9 protein-coding genes, 1 tRNA gene and 1 pseudogene are annotated in these 16,485 nt (G+C 70.8%); 8 read left to right on the top strand and 3 right to left on the bottom strand.

The genetic code is table 11. From position 1 onward, the window contains the following. Positions 1-6 precede the first annotated feature (6 nt). Positions 7-83, top strand: a tRNA-Met gene (locus tag BM228_RS23140). A gap of 71 nt (positions 84-154) precedes the next feature. Here the strand turns inward: BM228_RS23140 and BM228_RS23135 are convergent. The 3 genes from BM228_RS23135 to BM228_RS23125 form a co-directional block, all read right to left on the bottom strand. Then, positions 155-2,209 (bottom strand): PAS domain-containing hybrid sensor histidine kinase/response regulator, encoded by a 2,055-nt coding sequence (locus tag BM228_RS23135; RefSeq protein ID WP_092044296.1) that lies wholly within the window; start codon positions 2,207-2,209, stop codon positions 155-157. Then, on the bottom strand, positions 2,206-3,729 hold the full coding sequence (locus BM228_RS23130) for an ATPase domain-containing protein (RefSeq protein WP_092044294.1): 1,524 nt from the start codon (positions 3,727-3,729) through the stop codon (positions 2,206-2,208). The genes BM228_RS23135 and BM228_RS23130 overlap by 4 nt, the downstream gene beginning before the upstream one ends. Before the next feature lie 144 nt (positions 3,730-3,873). After that, on the bottom strand, positions 3,874-6,297 hold the full coding sequence (locus BM228_RS23125) for a PAS domain S-box protein (RefSeq protein ID WP_092044311.1): 2,424 nt from the start codon (positions 6,295-6,297) through the stop codon (positions 3,874-3,876). A gap of 408 nt (positions 6,298-6,705) precedes the next feature. Here BM228_RS23125 and BM228_RS23120 point away from each other — a divergent pair, with 408 nt between their 5' ends. The 7 genes and pseudogenes from BM228_RS23120 (at position 6,706) to BM228_RS23090 (ending at position 16,453) form a co-directional block, all read left to right on the top strand. Then, positions 6,706-7,434, top strand: a complete 729-nt coding sequence (locus BM228_RS23120; RefSeq protein ID WP_092044293.1) for a lysophospholipid acyltransferase family protein — start codon at positions 6,706-6,708, stop codon at positions 7,432-7,434. Positions 7,435-7,811: 377 nt separating this feature from the next. Then, positions 7,812-9,536: pseudogene (locus tag BM228_RS23115) on the top strand (type I secretion system permease/ATPase). Continuing rightward, the gene (locus BM228_RS23110; protein WP_092044291.1) at positions 9,533-10,849 is read left to right on the top strand and encodes an HlyD family type I secretion periplasmic adaptor subunit; all 1,317 of its coding nucleotides are present in this window, start codon (positions 9,533-9,535) and stop codon (positions 10,847-10,849) included. Before BM228_RS23115 ends, BM228_RS23110 begins: the two are co-directional and overlap by 4 nt. A gap of 94 nt (positions 10,850-10,943) precedes the next feature. After that, positions 10,944-12,242, top strand: coding sequence for a family 16 glycosylhydrolase (locus BM228_RS23105; protein WP_092044289.1), 1,299 nt, complete (start codon positions 10,944-10,946; stop codon positions 12,240-12,242). Positions 12,243-12,557: 315 nt separating this feature from the next. Further along, positions 12,558-13,937: an adenylate/guanylate cyclase domain-containing protein gene (locus BM228_RS23100; RefSeq protein WP_244537280.1), complete on the top strand. Its 1,380-nt coding sequence runs from the start codon at positions 12,558-12,560 to the stop codon at positions 13,935-13,937. Between the two features lie 51 nt (positions 13,938-13,988). Then, on the top strand, positions 13,989-15,374 hold the full coding sequence (locus BM228_RS23095; RefSeq protein WP_092044288.1) for a TAXI family TRAP transporter solute-binding subunit: 1,386 nt from the start codon (positions 13,989-13,991) through the stop codon (positions 15,372-15,374). A 452-nt stretch (positions 15,375-15,826) separates the two neighbouring features. Beyond that, entirely contained in the window at positions 15,827-16,453 is a 627-nt protein-coding gene (locus BM228_RS23090; protein ID WP_092044286.1) for a GNAT family N-acetyltransferase, read from the top strand. The last annotated feature ends 32 nt before the right edge of the window (positions 16,454-16,485 follow it).

Raw genomic sequence — 16,485 nt, 5'->3', positions numbered from 1 at the left:
CCTTGGCGCGGGGTGGAGCAGCCCGGTAGCTCGTCAGGCTCATAACCTGAAGGTCACAGGTTCAAATCCTGTCCCCGCAACCAAACCTTTTCGATCCCTCGATCCTTCAAAAACCCGGCCCGCTCACGCGGACCGGGTTTTTTGTGTTCGGGGTTCAGCGTCCTTCGCCGCCGAGCACGAGGCGCAGGGAGCGGGCGAGCTCGTCGCGGCGGTAGGGCTTGTTCAGGACCGGCAATTCGCCGTGGCCGATGACCTGGCCCTCGTCGAGATTGGCGACGTAGCCCGAGGTGAGCAGCACCTTGATCCCGGGGCGCACCCGCTGGGCCTCGGCGGCGAGCTGGGAGCCGTTCATGCCGCCCGGCATGACCACGTCCGAGAATAGGATGTCGATGCGCTCCACGCCCCGGAGATGCTCCAGGGCCTCGGCGGCATTGCGGGCGATGATGACCCGGTAGCGCAGCTCCTCCAGGCTCTCCACCGCCATGCCGAGCACCTGCTCGTCATCCTCGACCAGCAGCACGGTCTCGCCCTCGCCGGCGCGGCGCAACGGGATCGTCCGTAGCGCGCCGGCCCCGGTCTCCTCGTCGGCCGGGTCGGTGGAGCGGGGGAAGTAAAGGTTCACGGTGGTGCCGGACCCGACCTCGGAGGCGATGTCGACGAAGCCGTTGGCGCTGCGGGTGAAGCCGTAGACCTGACTGAGCCCGAGCCCGGTGCCCTTGCCGACCTCCTTCGTGGTGAAGAACGGCTCGAACACCCGCTGGAGCTTATCCGGCGGGATGCCGGCGCCGGTATCGGTCACCGAGACCAGCACGTAGGGGCCCGGCGCCACCCCCTTCTCGGCCACCGCGCCGGTGCCGAGATGGACGTTGCGGCTCGCCACCGCGATCCGCGTGTGCCCGGGCCTGCCCTCCATGGCGTCGCGGGCGTTGACGATCAGGTTCAGCACCGCGGCCTCGAACTGGGCCGGGTCGATGCGGATCGGGTCGAGGGCCGGGTCGAGGTCGAAGGCGAGCTCCACCGCGCCGCCGGCGGCCCGCTCGGCGAGCGGCTTGAAGTCCAGGAGCAGGCGGTTGGGGTTGAGGGTCTGGGGCCGCAGCATCTGGCGGCGCGAGAAGGCCAGGAGTTGCTGGGTCAGCTGCTCGCCCCGGCGGGCCGCACCCATGGCGGCTTCCGCAAGACGCTTCACCCGGTCGACCTGATCCGGCCGCCGGAGCACCATGTCGAGGCCGCCGACGATGACGGTGAGCAGGTTGTTGAAATCGTGGGCGACGCCGCCGGTGAGCTGGCCGATCGCCTCCATCTTCTGGGCCTGGCGCAGGGCCTCCTCGGTGACGTGCTGGTCGGTGCGGTCCATCAGGATGCCGGCGATCCGGATCGCCGCGCCCGCCGCGTCGTACTTGACCTGGCCTCGCAGGGCGACCCAGCGCACCGCCCCGTCGACCCGGCGGATCCGGCATTCCAGATCGAGCCGGCCAGTCTGGCCGACCGTCGCGAAGGCCCGCTCGACGCCCGCGCGGTCCTCGTCGACGATATGGGCGAGGAAGGTCTCGCGGTTCCAGAAGGATTGGGGCGTGTCGTAGCCGAACACGGTGTCGAAACGGGGCGAGCGCCGGGACGCGCCGGTGACGTAATCGAGGTCCCAGGATCCCATCCCGGCGGCATCGAGGGCGAAGGCGAGGGTCTCGTGGGCGGTCTCGACCTCCCGGGTCCGCTCGGTCACGCGCCGCTCCAGCTCCTCGTTGGCGAGCCGCAGCTGCTCCCGGTCGCGCTCGCGCTCCAGGAGACGCTCGCGGGCCTGATACTGGCGGCGGCGCGCCCGCAAGGCGGCGGCGGCGGCGCTGACCAGCGTCTCGGCGTTGATCGGGCGCTCGAGCAGGACGACGTTGCCGAGCCGGGCGAGGAGTTGGGAGGCGCGCTGCGACCGGTGCCCGAGCTGACGGGTCGCCAGGACGATGAACGGGAAGTCCGACCAGGCGGGCTGCGCGTCGAGCCAGGCGAACAGGTCGGCCAAATCGCTGTCCCCGAGCGCCTCCTCGGTGACCAGGGTGGCGGCGGCCCCGGCCCGGAGGGCGTCCAGCCAGCCGGAGAGGTCGGGGCAGATCGCGGCCTGGGTGCCGGCCCGGGCGAGGACTTGCTCGGCCACCGCGGCGTCGCGCCCCCGCGGGGCCAGGATCAGGACGCGCTCTTCGTCCGGCGCCGCGATCGTCACCGGACCCGGCCGCTCGCCGGCCCGTCGCCGGTCAGCATCGCCACCGCGCCGCGATAGGAGGGCAGGCCAGTGAGCACGCCCTCGAAATCGGTCAGGGCCTCGCCGACCTGGATCCCATGCGCCGACAGCTTCATCTCGCGGATGGTGCGCTCGTGCGCGTTGACCCGGCTCTTCACCACGGACAGGGCCGTGCGGACCTGGCCCTTGGCCTCGAAGAACCGGAACAGCAGGATCGAATCGCTGAGATAGCTGAGGTCGATATCGGTGCGGACCTCGCCGATGACCCCGTGCTGCCCCAGGACCAGCAGGGTCGTGACGCCCTGCTGGTTCAGGTAGCTCAGCATCTCGTGCATCTGCAGGATGAGGTACTCCTCGCCCGGCATCGCGTGCAGGTAGGCGTTCAGGCTGTCGACCACGACGACGCTGGAGCCGCGCTCCTCCACGGCCTGCCGGACCATGCTGGAGAACTCGCCGGGGGAGAGCTCGGCCGGGTCGATCTGCGTGATCGTCAGGCGCCCGGTCCCGAGATGCCGGTTCAGGTCCATGCCCAGGGTGGCTGCGCGGGTGAGCAGGGTCCCGAGCCCTTCGTCGAACAGGTAGTAGGTCGCCGTCTCGCCGCGCTCCAAGGCCGTCAGCATGCAGCGGATCGCCATGGTGGTCTTGCCGACCCCGGACGGGCCGAGGAGCAGGGTGTTGGTGCCGGGCGCCAGACCGCCGCCGAGCAGCAGGTCGAGCTCGCCCGAGCCGGTGGAGCGCGTCCGTGCCTCGAAGGCGGTGTGATGCTCGGCGGCGATCAGGCGCGGGAAGACCTGGATGCCCCCGGTCTCCAGCAGAAAATCGTGGTAGCCGCCTCGGTACTTGATGCCGCGCATCTTCACGACGCGCAGCCGGCGCCGCTCGGAGCCGAACTCGCGCGGCGCCTGCTCCAGCGAGATCACCCCGTGGGCGATGCTGTGGAGCTGCAGGTCGCCGGTCTCCGAGGTGCGGTCGTCGAGCATCAGCACGGTGCAGGCCCGCTTGGCGAAGAACTGCTTGAGCGCCAGGATCTGGCGACGATAGCGCAGAGGGTTCTGGGCGAGCAGGCGCAGCTCCGAGAGCGAATCGAACACGACCCGCTCGGGCTTCAGCGCCTCGACCCGGGCGATCACCTCCCGGACGGTCTCGCCGAGCTCGATCTCGGACGGGTGGAGGATCGACTGCTCGCTGTCGGGGTCGAGCCCCATCTCGTTGACGAGCTCGTAGACCTCGATGCCGTCGAGCGACCAGCCGTGGGTGGCGGCGGAGGAACGCAGCTCCTGGCTCGTCTCGGACAGGGTGACGTAGAGGGTCGCCTCGCCCCGGGCCGCGCCCTCGCGCAGGAACTGAAGCGCCAGGGTGGTCTTGCCGGTGCCGGGGGTGCCCTCCAGCAGGTAGAGGCGGCTCGGCGTCAGGCCGCCGCAGAGGATGTCGTCCAGGCCGGGAATGCCGGTCGAGATCCGGGGCGCCGGGCCGGCCGGGAACGCCCTATCGGTGTCGGTCATCGGCTTGCTCAACGCTCCCCCCGCGGTCATTGTCCGGCCCCGCCCGCGCGACGTGCACGGTAGCGGGCGCGCCAGGCCTTGTCAGTGCCGGCAGCGACGCAGTCGTGAGGCAAACAAACTGCCGGGATGGCGCCTGGACAGACATCACGCCTCGATCATGGTCCGGATGCGCGAGGCCAGGGCCTCGATCACGAAGGGCTTGGTGAGCACCTGCATGCCGTCGTCCAGGTATCCGTTGCCAACCGCGGCGTTCTCGGCATAGCCGGTGATGAACAACACCTTCAGCCCGGGCCGGGTTTCGCGGGCGGCGTCGGCCACCTGCCGGCCGTTCATGCCGCCGGGCAGGCCGACATCGGTGATCAGCAGGTCGATGCGCGCATCCGATTGCAGGACCTTCAGCCCGGACGGACCGTCCGCGGCCTCGATCGCCCGATAGCCCAGATCCTCCAGGATCTCGGTCACCAGCATGCGGACGGAGGGCTCGTCGTCGATGACCAGGACCGTCTCGCCCTGCTCGGCCCTGGGCGCCGGGGCGAGCTCCGGCATCGCGGACGCCGCGGCGAGGTCGCCGTGGAAGCGCGGCAGGTAGAGGCACACGGTCGTCCCCTGACCGACCTCGGAATAGATCCGCACCTGCCCGCCGGATTGCCGGGCGAAGCCGTAGATCATCGACAGGCCGAGGCCGGTGCCTTGCCCGATCGGCTTGGTGGTGAAGAACGGGTCGAAGGCCTTGGCGATCACCTCCGGGGGCATGCCGGTCCCGGTATCGGTCACGCACAGCGACAGGTACTGGCCGTGCGGCAGGTCGCGCTCCCGGGCGGCGCGGTCGTCGAGCCAGCGATTGGCGGTCTCGATGGTGATGCGCCCGCCCTCCGGCATGGCGTCCCGGGCGTTGATGCACAGGTTCAGGAGCCCGTTCTCGAGCTGGCCCGGATCGACCAGGGCGGGCCAGAGGCCGGCCGAGCCCACCACCTCGATATGGATGGACGGGCCGACGGTCCGGCGGACCAGCTCCTCCATACCGTGGACCAGGGCGTTCACATCGGTGGGCTTCGGGTCGAGGGTCTGGCGGCGCGAGAAGGCGAGCAGGCGGTGAGTCAGCGCCGCCGCCCGCTTGGCCGCCCCCTGGGCGGCAGTCATGTAGCGGTCGAGGTCGGTCATCCGGCCCTGGCTCATGCGGGTCTGCAGGAGTTCCAGGCTGCCCGAGATGCCGGTGAGCAGATTGTTGAAGTCGTGGGCGATGCCGCCGGTCAATTGGCCGACCGCCTCCATCTTCTGCGATTGCCGCAGGGCCTCCTCGACCTTCGCGCGCTCGGCGGCCTCCTCCTCCACGCGCCGCTCCAGAGTGGCGTTGAACGCCTCCAGGGCGGCCTTGGCGCGCAGCTCCCCCTCGATGTTGCGGGCTTCGATGACGGTGCCGATCGCCGCGCCGCGCTCGTTCCGGATCGGGCTCGCGGTGAAGCCGACCGGGTAGAACGAGCCGTCCTTGTGGACGAAGACCTCCTCGCCCTGCTCGCACTCGTTCTCCGGGAAAGCCTGATCGATCGGGCATTCGCAGAGCGGGTAGGGCGATCCGTCCGGCCGGGTGTGGTGGACCACGTCGTGCAGGGCGCGGCCCTCGGTCTCCTCCAGGGTGAAGCCGGTCAGCGCCTCGGCGGCGCGGTTCATGTAGCTGCAGTGCTGGCGGTCATCCATCAGGAAGATCGCCTGCGAGGTGTTGTTGAGGATGGCGTCGAGCCGGCGGGTGGTCTCGACCAAGCGCTCCTCGGCGGCCTTGCGGTCGTGGATATCGGTGACCGAGCCGATATAGCCGCGAAAGCCACCATCCTCGCCGATGCGGGGCTGGGCCGCGTCGATGAACCAGCGGTAGCGGCCATCCGCGCCGCGCAAGCGGAACTCGACCCGGAACGCGCCGTGCCGGGCATTGGCGGTCAGGAACGCCCGGCCCGAGGCGTCCCGGTCGTCCGGGTGGACCGCGTCGAGCCAGCCGAGACCTAGGCTCTCGTCCTCGGTCTGGCCGGTATATTCGTACCAGCGGCGGTTGAGGTAGGTGCAACCCCCGTCCGCACCGGTCACCCACATCATCACCGGGGCGTGGTCGGCCATGTTGCGGAACCGCGCCTCGCTCTCGCGCAACGCGGTCTCGGCCCGCATCCGGCCGGTCGTCTCCGTGCAGGTGCAGAACAGGCCCGCCACCGCACCGGTCTCATCCCTGAGCGGCGCGCAGGAGAGGGTGAACCAGGTCTCCTCGTCGTAGCCGTGGCGGTTGATGACCAGAGGCAGGTTCTCGACCCAGGTCGCCTCGCCGGCCATCGCCGCCTCGACGAAGGGCGCGAGGTCGGACCAGATCTCCGCCCAGACGTCCCGGAGGCGCGCGCCCATCGCGGCCGGGTGCTTGCTGCCGAGGAGGTCGGTGTAGGCGTCGTTGTAGAGGAAGCGCAGATCCGGCCCGGCGGCCACGAACATTGGGAAGCCGGAGCCCTGCATCAGGCTGACGGCGGCGCGCAGCCACTGGGGCCAGCCCTCGGGCGCCCCGAGACTCGAGGACGACCAGTCGAAGGCCCGCATGACGGTGCCCGTCGCCCCACCGCCCGCGATGGAAGCCGGCCCGCTCGCCCGCTCGTTCGACAGAGCGCCTTCGTCACCCGCACGCCCCGTCACCCTGGCCAACCCGGTCTCCTTCGCGCTCGCGCCCGCTCGCCAAACCCTTCGATAACGCACTTGCAGGCGCAGCCGTTCTCGAATTCGGCCCGGGGATTGCCGCGCGCGGCCTCTATCGCGCCCGCGGCGGGCGACACCAAGTCCTCAGCCGTCGTTTCGGGAACGGATCGACGGATCGACGTGTGCGTTAGCGGTCGAAAGCCCCCGATGATAGCGCTGGCGGTGGTGAAGTCCGGCTGAATTGCCGTGCACCACGCTCCGCGAGGCGCTATGCCGATGACCTGCCCCGCCCCGGGCCCGACGTGAGGCCCGACCTTGGCGCATACCCGTTCCCTCCTGTTCGTCGCGTACTGGACCGCCTGGACAGCCCTGTTCGTCGCGCCGCTGGCGGTCCTGGCGCTCGCCGGGGCGCCGGCGCGGCCGGTCCGCACGGCGGCGCGGCTCTGGGCGCGGGGAGTCCTGGCGGGCCTGCACCGGATCGTCGGGCTGCGCTACGTCGAGGAGGGGCGCGAGCACCTGCCGGCCGAGCCCTGCCTGCTCGTGGCCAACCACCAATCCACCTGGGAGACGCTGGCCTTCCTGGTGCTGGTCCCGGACGTGGCCATCGTGGCCAAGCGGGAGTTGCTGGCGATCCCGGTGGTCGGCTGGTTCCTGCGGCGCTCGCCGATGATCGTGATCGACCGCGCCAACGGCACCCAGGCCCTGCGGGCGATCATCGAGGGCAGCCAGGCGGCCGTCGCGGCGGGCCGCTCGGTGCTGATCTTCCCGGAGGGCACACGGGGCCGGGCCGGCGATCCGCTGCAATTCAAGCGCGGCGTGGAGCTGCTTTACGGCCGGCTGCGCCTGCCGGTGGTGCCAGTGGCGGTGAATTCGGGCCTGTTCTGGCCCCGCGGCGCGGCCACCCGGGCCGGCACCATCGTGGTCAGCTACCTCGCCGCCCTCGCCCCCGGCCTGCCGGCGGCGGAATTCTTGCGCGGCACCGAGGGCGCCATCGACCGGGAACTCGACCGCTGGCGCCCGGCCGACGCGCAGGGACAGCGCTGACAGCCTTCGCGGCCGACATGTCCTTCTGGCGTTGCAGGTGCGGCCTCTCACCGGATTCGGCGGCTTGAGCCACGACGCTCGATCGGAGCCCTGTCAAAAATCCCGGTATTCCCTACCGATGTCAATTTTTGCAACCCTTAGTTGCATCACGGGTTACGTCATGAACCCGGAGATGGTCATGTTGCGTTTTCGAGCCCCAAGACCCGGCCCCGCATCGCGCCAGCTCGAATGGCGCATGGACCCCGGCGCACGCCTGCCTATGACCTCGCCCTCGACCGGCGCGCGCGCGAATCCCGGCATCTGACGGCCGGGCCCCTGTCCCCCCTGCGGCTGGGTTCTCTCGGGGCTTCCGCACCGAGACTTCGGGGAATCGTCCTGTGACCGACGAACGCGTGTTGCGTGTTGCGAAGAGCCGGGAATTCTGGGCCGCCATCCGGGCCGGGCGCGCCGCCCTGATCACCGTGATGATCGTCAGCGGCCTGATCAACCTGCTGATGCTGACAGCCCCGATCTTCATGCTCCAGGTCTACGACCGGGTGTTGCCGAGCCGGAGCATCGCCACCCTGGTCGGGCTCGCCGGCATCGCGTTGATGCTGTTCCTGATCCAGAGCGTGTTCGAAGTGTTCCGCGCCCGGATCCTGTCGCGGTTCGGCCGCCTCGTGGACGAGCGCCTCGGCCCGCGGATCTTCCGGACCCTGCTGGCGCGCGGCTCCGAGATGCCCAACGGCGACGACGGCCCCCAGGCGCTCCGCGACCTCGACACCGTCCGGGGCTTCGTGTCGAGCCTGGCGCTCACCGCCTTCTTCGACCTGCCCTGGGTGCCGCTCTACATCGCGGTCTGCTTCCTGTTCCATCCCTGGCTCGGGGCGGCGATCGCGGCGGGCGCGCTGGTCCTCTGCGCCCTGACGATCCTGACCGACTGGGCCTCCGCCGAGACCACCCGGGAGACCGTGCGGGTCGCCGGCGCGCGCCGGTCCTTCACCGATATGGCGCACCGGACCGCGCCGCTGCTCTGCGCGCTGGGGATGCGGTCGCGGGTGGCGGCTCTCTGGCAGGCCCGGACCCGCGAAAACCTTGATGTCGCCACCTATGGCAACGACTTGGCCATCGGCTTCGGGGCGATGGCGCGGCTGCTGCGCACGGTTCTGCAATCCGGGATCCTGGGGCTCGGCGCCTATCTGGTGGTGCGGGAGGAGGCCACCGCCGGCGTGATGCTGGCCGCCACGATCCTGTCGGCCCGGGCGCTGGCCCCGGTGGATCTCGCCATCGCCAACTGGAAGTCGTTCTCGGCCGCCCGGCAGGCCTGGAGCCGGCTGGTGGCCTTCCTGCCCCGGCGGGAGCCGGAGGCCCTGACGCCCCTGTCGGCGCCCCGGGAGAGCGTGCGCGTGACCGCCCTGTCGATCGCCGCCCCTGGGACCGACAGCCTGATCCTGCACGACGTCAACGTCGCCCTCGCCCCCGGCAGCGCCCTCGGGGTGATCGGCGCCAGCGGCTCGGGCAAGTCCACCTTCGCCCGGGCGCTGGTCGGCCTGGCCCGGCCGGTCCGCGGGGTGATCCGCCTCGACGGCGCGGCGATCGACCAGTGGGATCCCGACGCCCTCGGTCGCGCCGTCGGCTATCTGCCGTAGGACATAGCGATGTTCGACGGCACCATCGCGGAGAACATCACCCGGTTCGATCCCGCGCCCGACCCGGAGGCCCTGCAAGCGGCCGCGAAGGCGGCGGGCGTCCACGAGGTCGTGCTGCGCCTGCCGGGCGGCTACGACGCCCGGGTCGGCGCCGGCGGACTCGGCCTGTCGGGCGGCCAGCGCCAGCGGATCGCGCTGGCGCGGGCGCTCTACGGCGACCCGTTCCTGGTGGTGCTCGACGAGCCGAACTCCAACCTCGATGTCGACGGCGACCGCGCCCTGTCGGCGGCCGTCCAGGGCGTGCGCGCCCGGGGCGGCATCGTGGTGGTGATCGCCCACCGGCCGAGCGCGCTCGCTTCGGTCGACCGCATCCTAGTCCTGGGCGAGGGCCGGGTGCGGCTGCATGGGCCGCGCGACGAAGTCCTGGCGCAGCTGGGCGCCCTGACCCGGCCGCCCCCCGCGAGGGTCGCATGACCCGGGACCAAGCCTCCGACGACCCGACCCGCGAGACCCGGCGCTCGCTCCGGCGGCACGTCGTCGGCGTCGCCGCCGTGATCGTGCTGGCCACCGGCACCGGCGCCTGGACCGCCACCACGGAACTATCGGGGGCGATCATCGCCACCGGCTCCCTGGTGGTTGAGAGCAGCATCAAGAAGGTCCAGCACCCGACCGGCGGCGTGGTCGCCGAATTGCCGATCCAGGAGGGCGCCCGCGTCCAGGCCGGCGACCTGCTGGTTCGGCTGGATGCCACCACCACCCGGGCCACCTACGACAGCGTCACCAAGAGCCTGTGGGAGATCGCCGCTCGCAACGCCCGCCTGGAGGCCGAGCGCGACGGCCGCGACGAGCCCGCCTTCCCGGCCGAGCTCGCCGGAGCGGGGCCGGAGGTCGCCCGGATCGTCGACGGCGAGCGCAAGCTGTTCCGTTTCCGCCGCGACGCGCTCCAGGGCCAGAAGGCGCAGCTGCGCGAGCGGATCGGCCAGCTGCGCGAGGAGATCAAGGGCCTAGTCGAGCAGGCCGCCGCCAAGGAGCAGGAGACCGCGATCATCGGGCGGGAATACGAAGGCGTCGAGGATCTCTGGAAGAAGAACCTGATCCAGCTGACCCGGCTTACCAGCCTCCAGCGCGACATGTCCCGCCTCAAGGGCGAGCGCGGGGTCCTGGTGGCCAATATCGCCCAGACCAAGGGCAAGGTCTCGGAGACCGAGCTGCAGATCATCCAGCTCGAGCAGAACCTGCGCAGCGACGTCGCCAAGGAGCTGGCCGAAAACCGCGCCAAGGCCGCGACCCTGACCGAGCAGCGGATCGCCGCCTTCGACCAGCTCCAGCGCATCGAGATCCGCGCGCCGCAGACCGGCTACGTGCACGAGCTCGCGGTCCATACAAGGGGCGGCGTGATCTCACCGGGCGAGCCGATCCTGCTGATCGTGCCGAACGCCGATTCCCTGGTGGCCGAGGTCCGGGTCGCGCCCCAGGACATCGACCGGCTGCAGACCGGCCAGGCGGCCGGCCTGCGCTTCCCGGGCCTCGACCAGCGGACGACGCCGGAGCTCAACGGCCGGGTCACCCGGATCGCCGCCGATGTCAGCGAGGACAAGCGGACCGGCAGTTTCTACTACCTCGTGCGCCTGGGCGTGACCAAGGATGAGCTGGGCCGCCTCGACGGCGCCAAGCTGATGCCCGGCATGCCGGTGGAGGCCTTCATCCGCACCGCCGACCGGACGGTGCTGTCGTATCTCACCAAGCCCCTGGTCGATCAGGCGCGCCGGGCGTTTCGCGAAAAATAGGCGAGACGTAGGGCCGTCGGCCTCGCCGGCAGGAATATTGCAACCCTTGATTGCATACAGACCGTGATCCGGCGGAACCGACAGGCCAGCCCCGATGCCGATCGATCCCAACAACCTCACGCAGACCGCGACGCTTACCTACAGCGCCGAGTTCAACACCCTCGACCTCTGGAACGAGACCTCGGGCCTCGACACGGCGGGCGGCCCGCAATGGGGCAGCTATGTCACGGCCACGGGAACGCGCCCGTTCAACCAGGAGCAGGAATGGTACCTCCGGGCCGACCATCTCGTGGGTGGGAGCGGCGCGGCGCTGCCGAACCCGTTCGGCGTCCATGACGGCATCCTGACGATCACGGCGGCGCCGTCCGACCCGGCGCTGCGCCCGGACCTGGGCGGCCAGCCCTACACGTCCGGGATGATCAACACGTCTCACAGCTTCAGCCAGACCTACGGCTACTTCGAGATGCGGGCGGAGCTGCCGGCCGGGCAGGGGGTGTGGCCGGCCTTCTGGCTGCTCGCCAAGGACGGGTCCTGGCCGCCCGAGATCGACGTGATGGAGATGCTCGGGCACGATCCCGGCACGCTCTACACCAGCGTGCACAGCCTCGCGCCGGGCCAGACCCCGGGCAACCACACCCTGAGCCAGGGCGTGTCGCAGGTCGCCGACATGAGCGGCGGATTCCACACCTACGGGGTCGATTGGGAGCCGGACAGCCTGGCCTTCTACTATGACGGCCAGGAGGTCTATCGGACACCCACCCCCGCCAGCCTGGACAAGCCCATGTACATGATCGCCAACTTGGCGATCGGCGGGACATGGCCCGGCGATGCCGACGGGACGACGCCGTTCCCGGCCCAGATGAACATCGACTATCTGCGCGCCTACCAGGCGAACCCGAACACCGGCACGAGCGCGAGCCTTGAGCCGGTCTTCCACTTCTACGACGCGTCCACCGGCCAGCACCTCTACACGGCCAGCACGGCGGAGCGGGACGCGATCAAGACCTCCCAACCGGCCTACGCGTATCAGGGGGTCGGCTGGGCCGCGCCCACCGGATCCACCGGCACCGAGGACGTGTTCCACTTCACCAACGCGGCGACGGGGGACGATTTCTACACGACCAGCACGGCCGAGCGGGACGGCCTGCTCGGCTCCAGCTCGGGCTACCACTATGACGGCGTCGCCTTCGAGGCCTATGCGGATCCCTCCGCTCCCGGGGCGAGCGCGATGACCATCGAGCGCTTCGTCAACACCGAGAGCGGCCGCCACTACTACGCGTCCAGCGCCGCGGAGATCACCTTCATCGAGCAGGGCCATGCCGGCACCGGCTGGGTCGACGAAGGCCATGCCTTCACGCTGCACGCCCCGACCCAGAGCATGTTCGGGCTGTAGCGGTCGGGGAGGGGGGCCTATCGCACTCCGTCGCGTGCTGTCGAAGATCGGACGACGCGACAACCGTCCGGCACGGACACAGCGGATCACGATCGCGGCAGGGCGCGCCGGACTCGGCTTTCGCACGCGATGGTGACCTGATGCGCCGGGAACAAAAGCTGGGGCCGTTTTTTGTGCTGGCGGTTCCATCCGTCGGCCCGTTCCGGATCGTCCGCCGACGCCATTGAGACAGGAGATCGCTGTGCCCGCGGCGCAGAGCGCGATCATGCGCCAGCCCATACGGCCAGCGGCCCCGGCTCGCGGGATCGCCGGCGCGTGCACGTTCCGATCCTGCACGGCCACGCCATGACCGCCCGCGCCGCCCTGGACGTGATCGAGCATGTGCCGGGACGCTCCAAAACCGTCGACCGGATGATCGCCGGCCTCGCCGTGATCCTGGCGATGCTGGGCATCGCGGTGGGCGCCTCGGTCTATCAGCAGCACGGCAGCGAGGCGGTGCGCCACGCCCTCGCGGTCGAGGGGCGCCTCGGCCGGGTGCTGTCGGCGGTCCAGGACGCCGAGACCGGGCAGCGCGGCTACCTGCTCACCGAGGACGAGAATTTCTTGCAGCCGTTCCGAAACGGCCGGTCCAAGGTCAACGGCGAGATCGCCCGCCTGCATGACTTGCTCCGGGACGACGACAGCCAGCGCGCCGAACTCGACGGCCTGATCCTGCTGATCCGGGAAAAGCTCGGCGAGCTCGGCACCAGCATCGACCTGCACCGGAGCGGCGACATCGAGGCGAGCCGGACCCTCGTCCGGGAAGGGCACGGGCGGCGCCTGATGGACGAGATCCGCACCGTCGTGCGCCGCATAGAGGCCCAGGAATCGGCCCTGATGGAGCGGCGCGAGGCGGCGGTCTCCCGGATCGCGCTGCTGATCTGGGCGGCGCTCGCCGGGCTCGTCCTGGTGCTGATCCTGTTTGCCGTCTCGGCCATGCGCGAGGCGGGGCGCCGGCGCCGGCTGTCGCGCTTCCTGCCGCAGGAGCTGGTCTCGCGCCTGGCCGACGACGACGGCAGCCTGCGGGCCGGCCGGCGGCAGCAGGCGGTGATCGCCTTCGTGGACATGCGCGGCTCCACCGCCCTGGCCGAGCGCCTCGACCCGCAGCAACTCTCCGCCTTCCTGTCAGCGTTCCGGCGGCGGGTGATGCGCGTGGCCCGGCTGCATAACGGCGTCGTCGACAAGTTCATCGGCGACGGCGCCCTGGTGGTGTTCGGACTGCCCGAGGCGCAAGCCGACGACGCCGCCCGGGCGGTGGCCTTCGCCACGGACCTGGTCGAGGTCATCGCCCGCTGGAACCTCAAGGGCGAGCACGCCGCCACGGTGCGGATCGGAATCGGCCTCCATTGCGGCGAGGTGTTCAGCGGGATCATCGGCGAGGAGGCGCGCTACGAGTTCACCGTGCTGGGCGACACGGTGAACGTGGCCGCCCGCCTGGAGCAGGCGACCAAGACCCACGGCGTCCCGATCCTGGCCTCGGAGGCCGTCCGGCGCGCCGCCGGCTCGGCGACCGCCCTGTGGCGGGAGGTCAGCCGCGAGCCCCTGCGCGGCCGCCGGGAGCCAATGGCCTATTTTTCCGTCGAGCCCCCGGGCCAGGCCGAGCCAACACCAATCCGCCTCCGCGACGTCGATCCGCTCCCGGAACTCGCGCTGTAGCCACTCCTCCCAGCTGCGCCGAGGGCGCGGACGTGACCCACCGAGAGGCCGATGCCCACCGACCTGTCCTGGCTGCTGCGCCGCGAGACCCTGCTGGCCGGCGCCGTCGCACTCCTGGCCGCCGCCGCCCTCCTCGCTTGGTATCTCCTGCAGGCGACCGTGCTGACCGTCGCGGTCGCGCCCCGGGACGGGACGGAGCCCGGCCTGATCCGCGCCTACGCCAACGCGCTGGAATCCGGCCGCACCGGCCTGCGCCTCAAGATCCTCGACTTCGACGACGTACGCGAGAGCGCCGCCGCCCTGCAGGACGGGCGCGCCGACCTGGCGGTGGTCCGGCCGGACGTGCTGCTGCCGACCAACGGCCTCACCCTGGCGATCCTGCGCGACCAGGCGATGCTCATCGCCTCGCCCGAGCAGGCCGGCATCAAGGATTTCCCGCACCTGGCCGGCAAGCGGCTCGGCATCGGCGGCCACCGGGACGCGGATATCTGGCTGCTCAAGAGCATCCTCGGCTATTACGGCCTGACCCTGGAGCCGGGGGCAGGGGGCGGCCCCGGCGACCGCGCGGTCGTGCTCGTGCCGGTGGCCGAGGACGCGGTGGCGGGGGCGCTGCGCGAGAAGCGGATCGACGCCTTCATCAGCATCATCGCGCCCTCGGCCCCAAAAGCCCTCGACCTGGTGGCGGCGGTCCGCTCGGTGGCCCGGGGCGGCAAGGTCGAGTTCGTCGCCGTCGAGGACGACGACGCGGTGATCGAGCGCTTCCCCAAGCTCCAGGCGGTGGCCATCCCCGGCGGCCTGTTCGGCGGCCGGCCGAAGCTGCCCGCCGACGACGTGAAGACGGTGGGCGCCTCCTATCGCCTGATGGCCCGCGCTTCCTTGAGCCGCGCGGTGGCGGCCGACATGACCCAGCAGCTGTTCGAGAAGCGCACGGAGGCGGCCAACGCCACGGAGGCCGCCGACTACGTCCAGGCCCCCGCCTACGAGACCACGGTGGCGGCCACCAGCGCCCGGATCCCGATCCACCCGGGGGCGATCGACTATTACGAGCGCGAGCAGCACGGTTTCGTCGAGCGCTACGGCGACACGCTCTACCTGCTCGGCGCGCTGGCGGGCGGGCTGGTCTCTGTGCTGGCCTGGATCCGGCAGCGCCTGGCCGGGCTGCGCCGGGAGCACATCGACGAGATCGTGGAGCGGCTCCTGGAGATCACCGAGCAGGCCCGGGCGGCCCGGGACCCGGCGGCGATCGCCGATCTCACCCGTGAGGTCGAGCGCCTGGCCGGCGACGCGGTCCGCTACGCCTGCGAGCGGGCCCCCGACGCCGCCACGATGTCGGCCGTCGCCATCGCCCTCGACACCGCCCGGGCGACGATCGCGGATCTCCGCCACCTGGACCCGGGCCAGCCCGGCCCGCGCCCGACCTCCGCGTCAGAGGGCTGACCGGATCGGTCGCAGGGACTTGGTCGCAGGGACTTGGTCGCAGGGACTTGGTCGCAGGGACTTGGTCGCGGCGTGGACCGGCTTCGCGGCCCCAGGGGCACAGAATATCGATCTCTCTTCCCGCGGGCCTTGAAGACGTTATCGTCCTACGAAATGGCGCAAAGATGCATTAAGCTTTCATTGACCTTCGAGGTGCCGCCATACGATGATGAGACCATCGCCGGCCGTTGATGGGCGGCCGATAGACGCTGGAATGCTTTGAGGATCCTCGGCGCGCAACCCGATCGATCTTCTTCAAACCTTTGGGATGTTACGAGCGCAGCGCGGGGCACACCGGGGAGCGAGCGTGCACCGTCGGAGCGCAGTCGGGATCGACATCGCGACCGCGCATTCGCCTCGGCGCCTCGGATTCCGTGTTGCGAAACGCTGCTCATCTTCGACGGAGGCAGGCTTTGGCCGGCGTCATCATCCGATCGTCTCCCCTGGAGGCGGCCGCGCAACCGCTCCTGGAGGCGCTGGTCGCCGAGTATGACAGCCGCTACGGCACGGCGGGCCGTCCCGGAGGCGCATGGTCCGAAATCCTGCGCTACCCGGCGGAGGTCTATCAACCGCCGCTCGGCGACTTCCTGCTGATCGTCCGGGACGGAGAGACCATCGCCGGCGGCGCCTTCATGAGCCACGACGACGAGACCGTGGAGCTCAAGCGCATCTGGACCCGGGCCGACCTGCGCCGCCAGGGGCTGGCGCAGCGCGTCGTGGCGGCGCTGGAGGCGCATGCGGGCCGCCTCGGCTACACGCGCGCCTACCTGACCACGGGGTTTCGCCAGCCGGAGGCGACCGCGCTCTACCGCAGGCTCGGCTATCGGCCGCTGTTCGACACGGCGGCGGACCCCACCCTGTACCGCTCCCTCCCCTTCGAGAAGCCGATCGGGGCGCGGGCCGGTCAGGCCGGGACTTCGCCGGTCTATCCGCCCGCCGCCTCCTTCGAGGCGGCGACCGCGCGCGTCCTGGCCCTGAAGGAGGTACAGGAACGCAAGGTTCTCGATCGCCTCGCGTCGCGTCGCGCGACGGCGGCCTGAGCCGTATGATCCGGACCTCACCGACCCCGGAC

Origin of the sequence: Methylobacterium pseudosasicola (assembly GCF_900114535.1) — a bacterium.
Lineage (GTDB): Bacteria > Pseudomonadota > Alphaproteobacteria > Rhizobiales > Beijerinckiaceae > Methylobacterium > Methylobacterium pseudosasicola.
The sequence above is the reverse complement of the archived record's forward strand: the minus strand, read 5'-3'. Positions and strand labels throughout refer to the sequence as shown.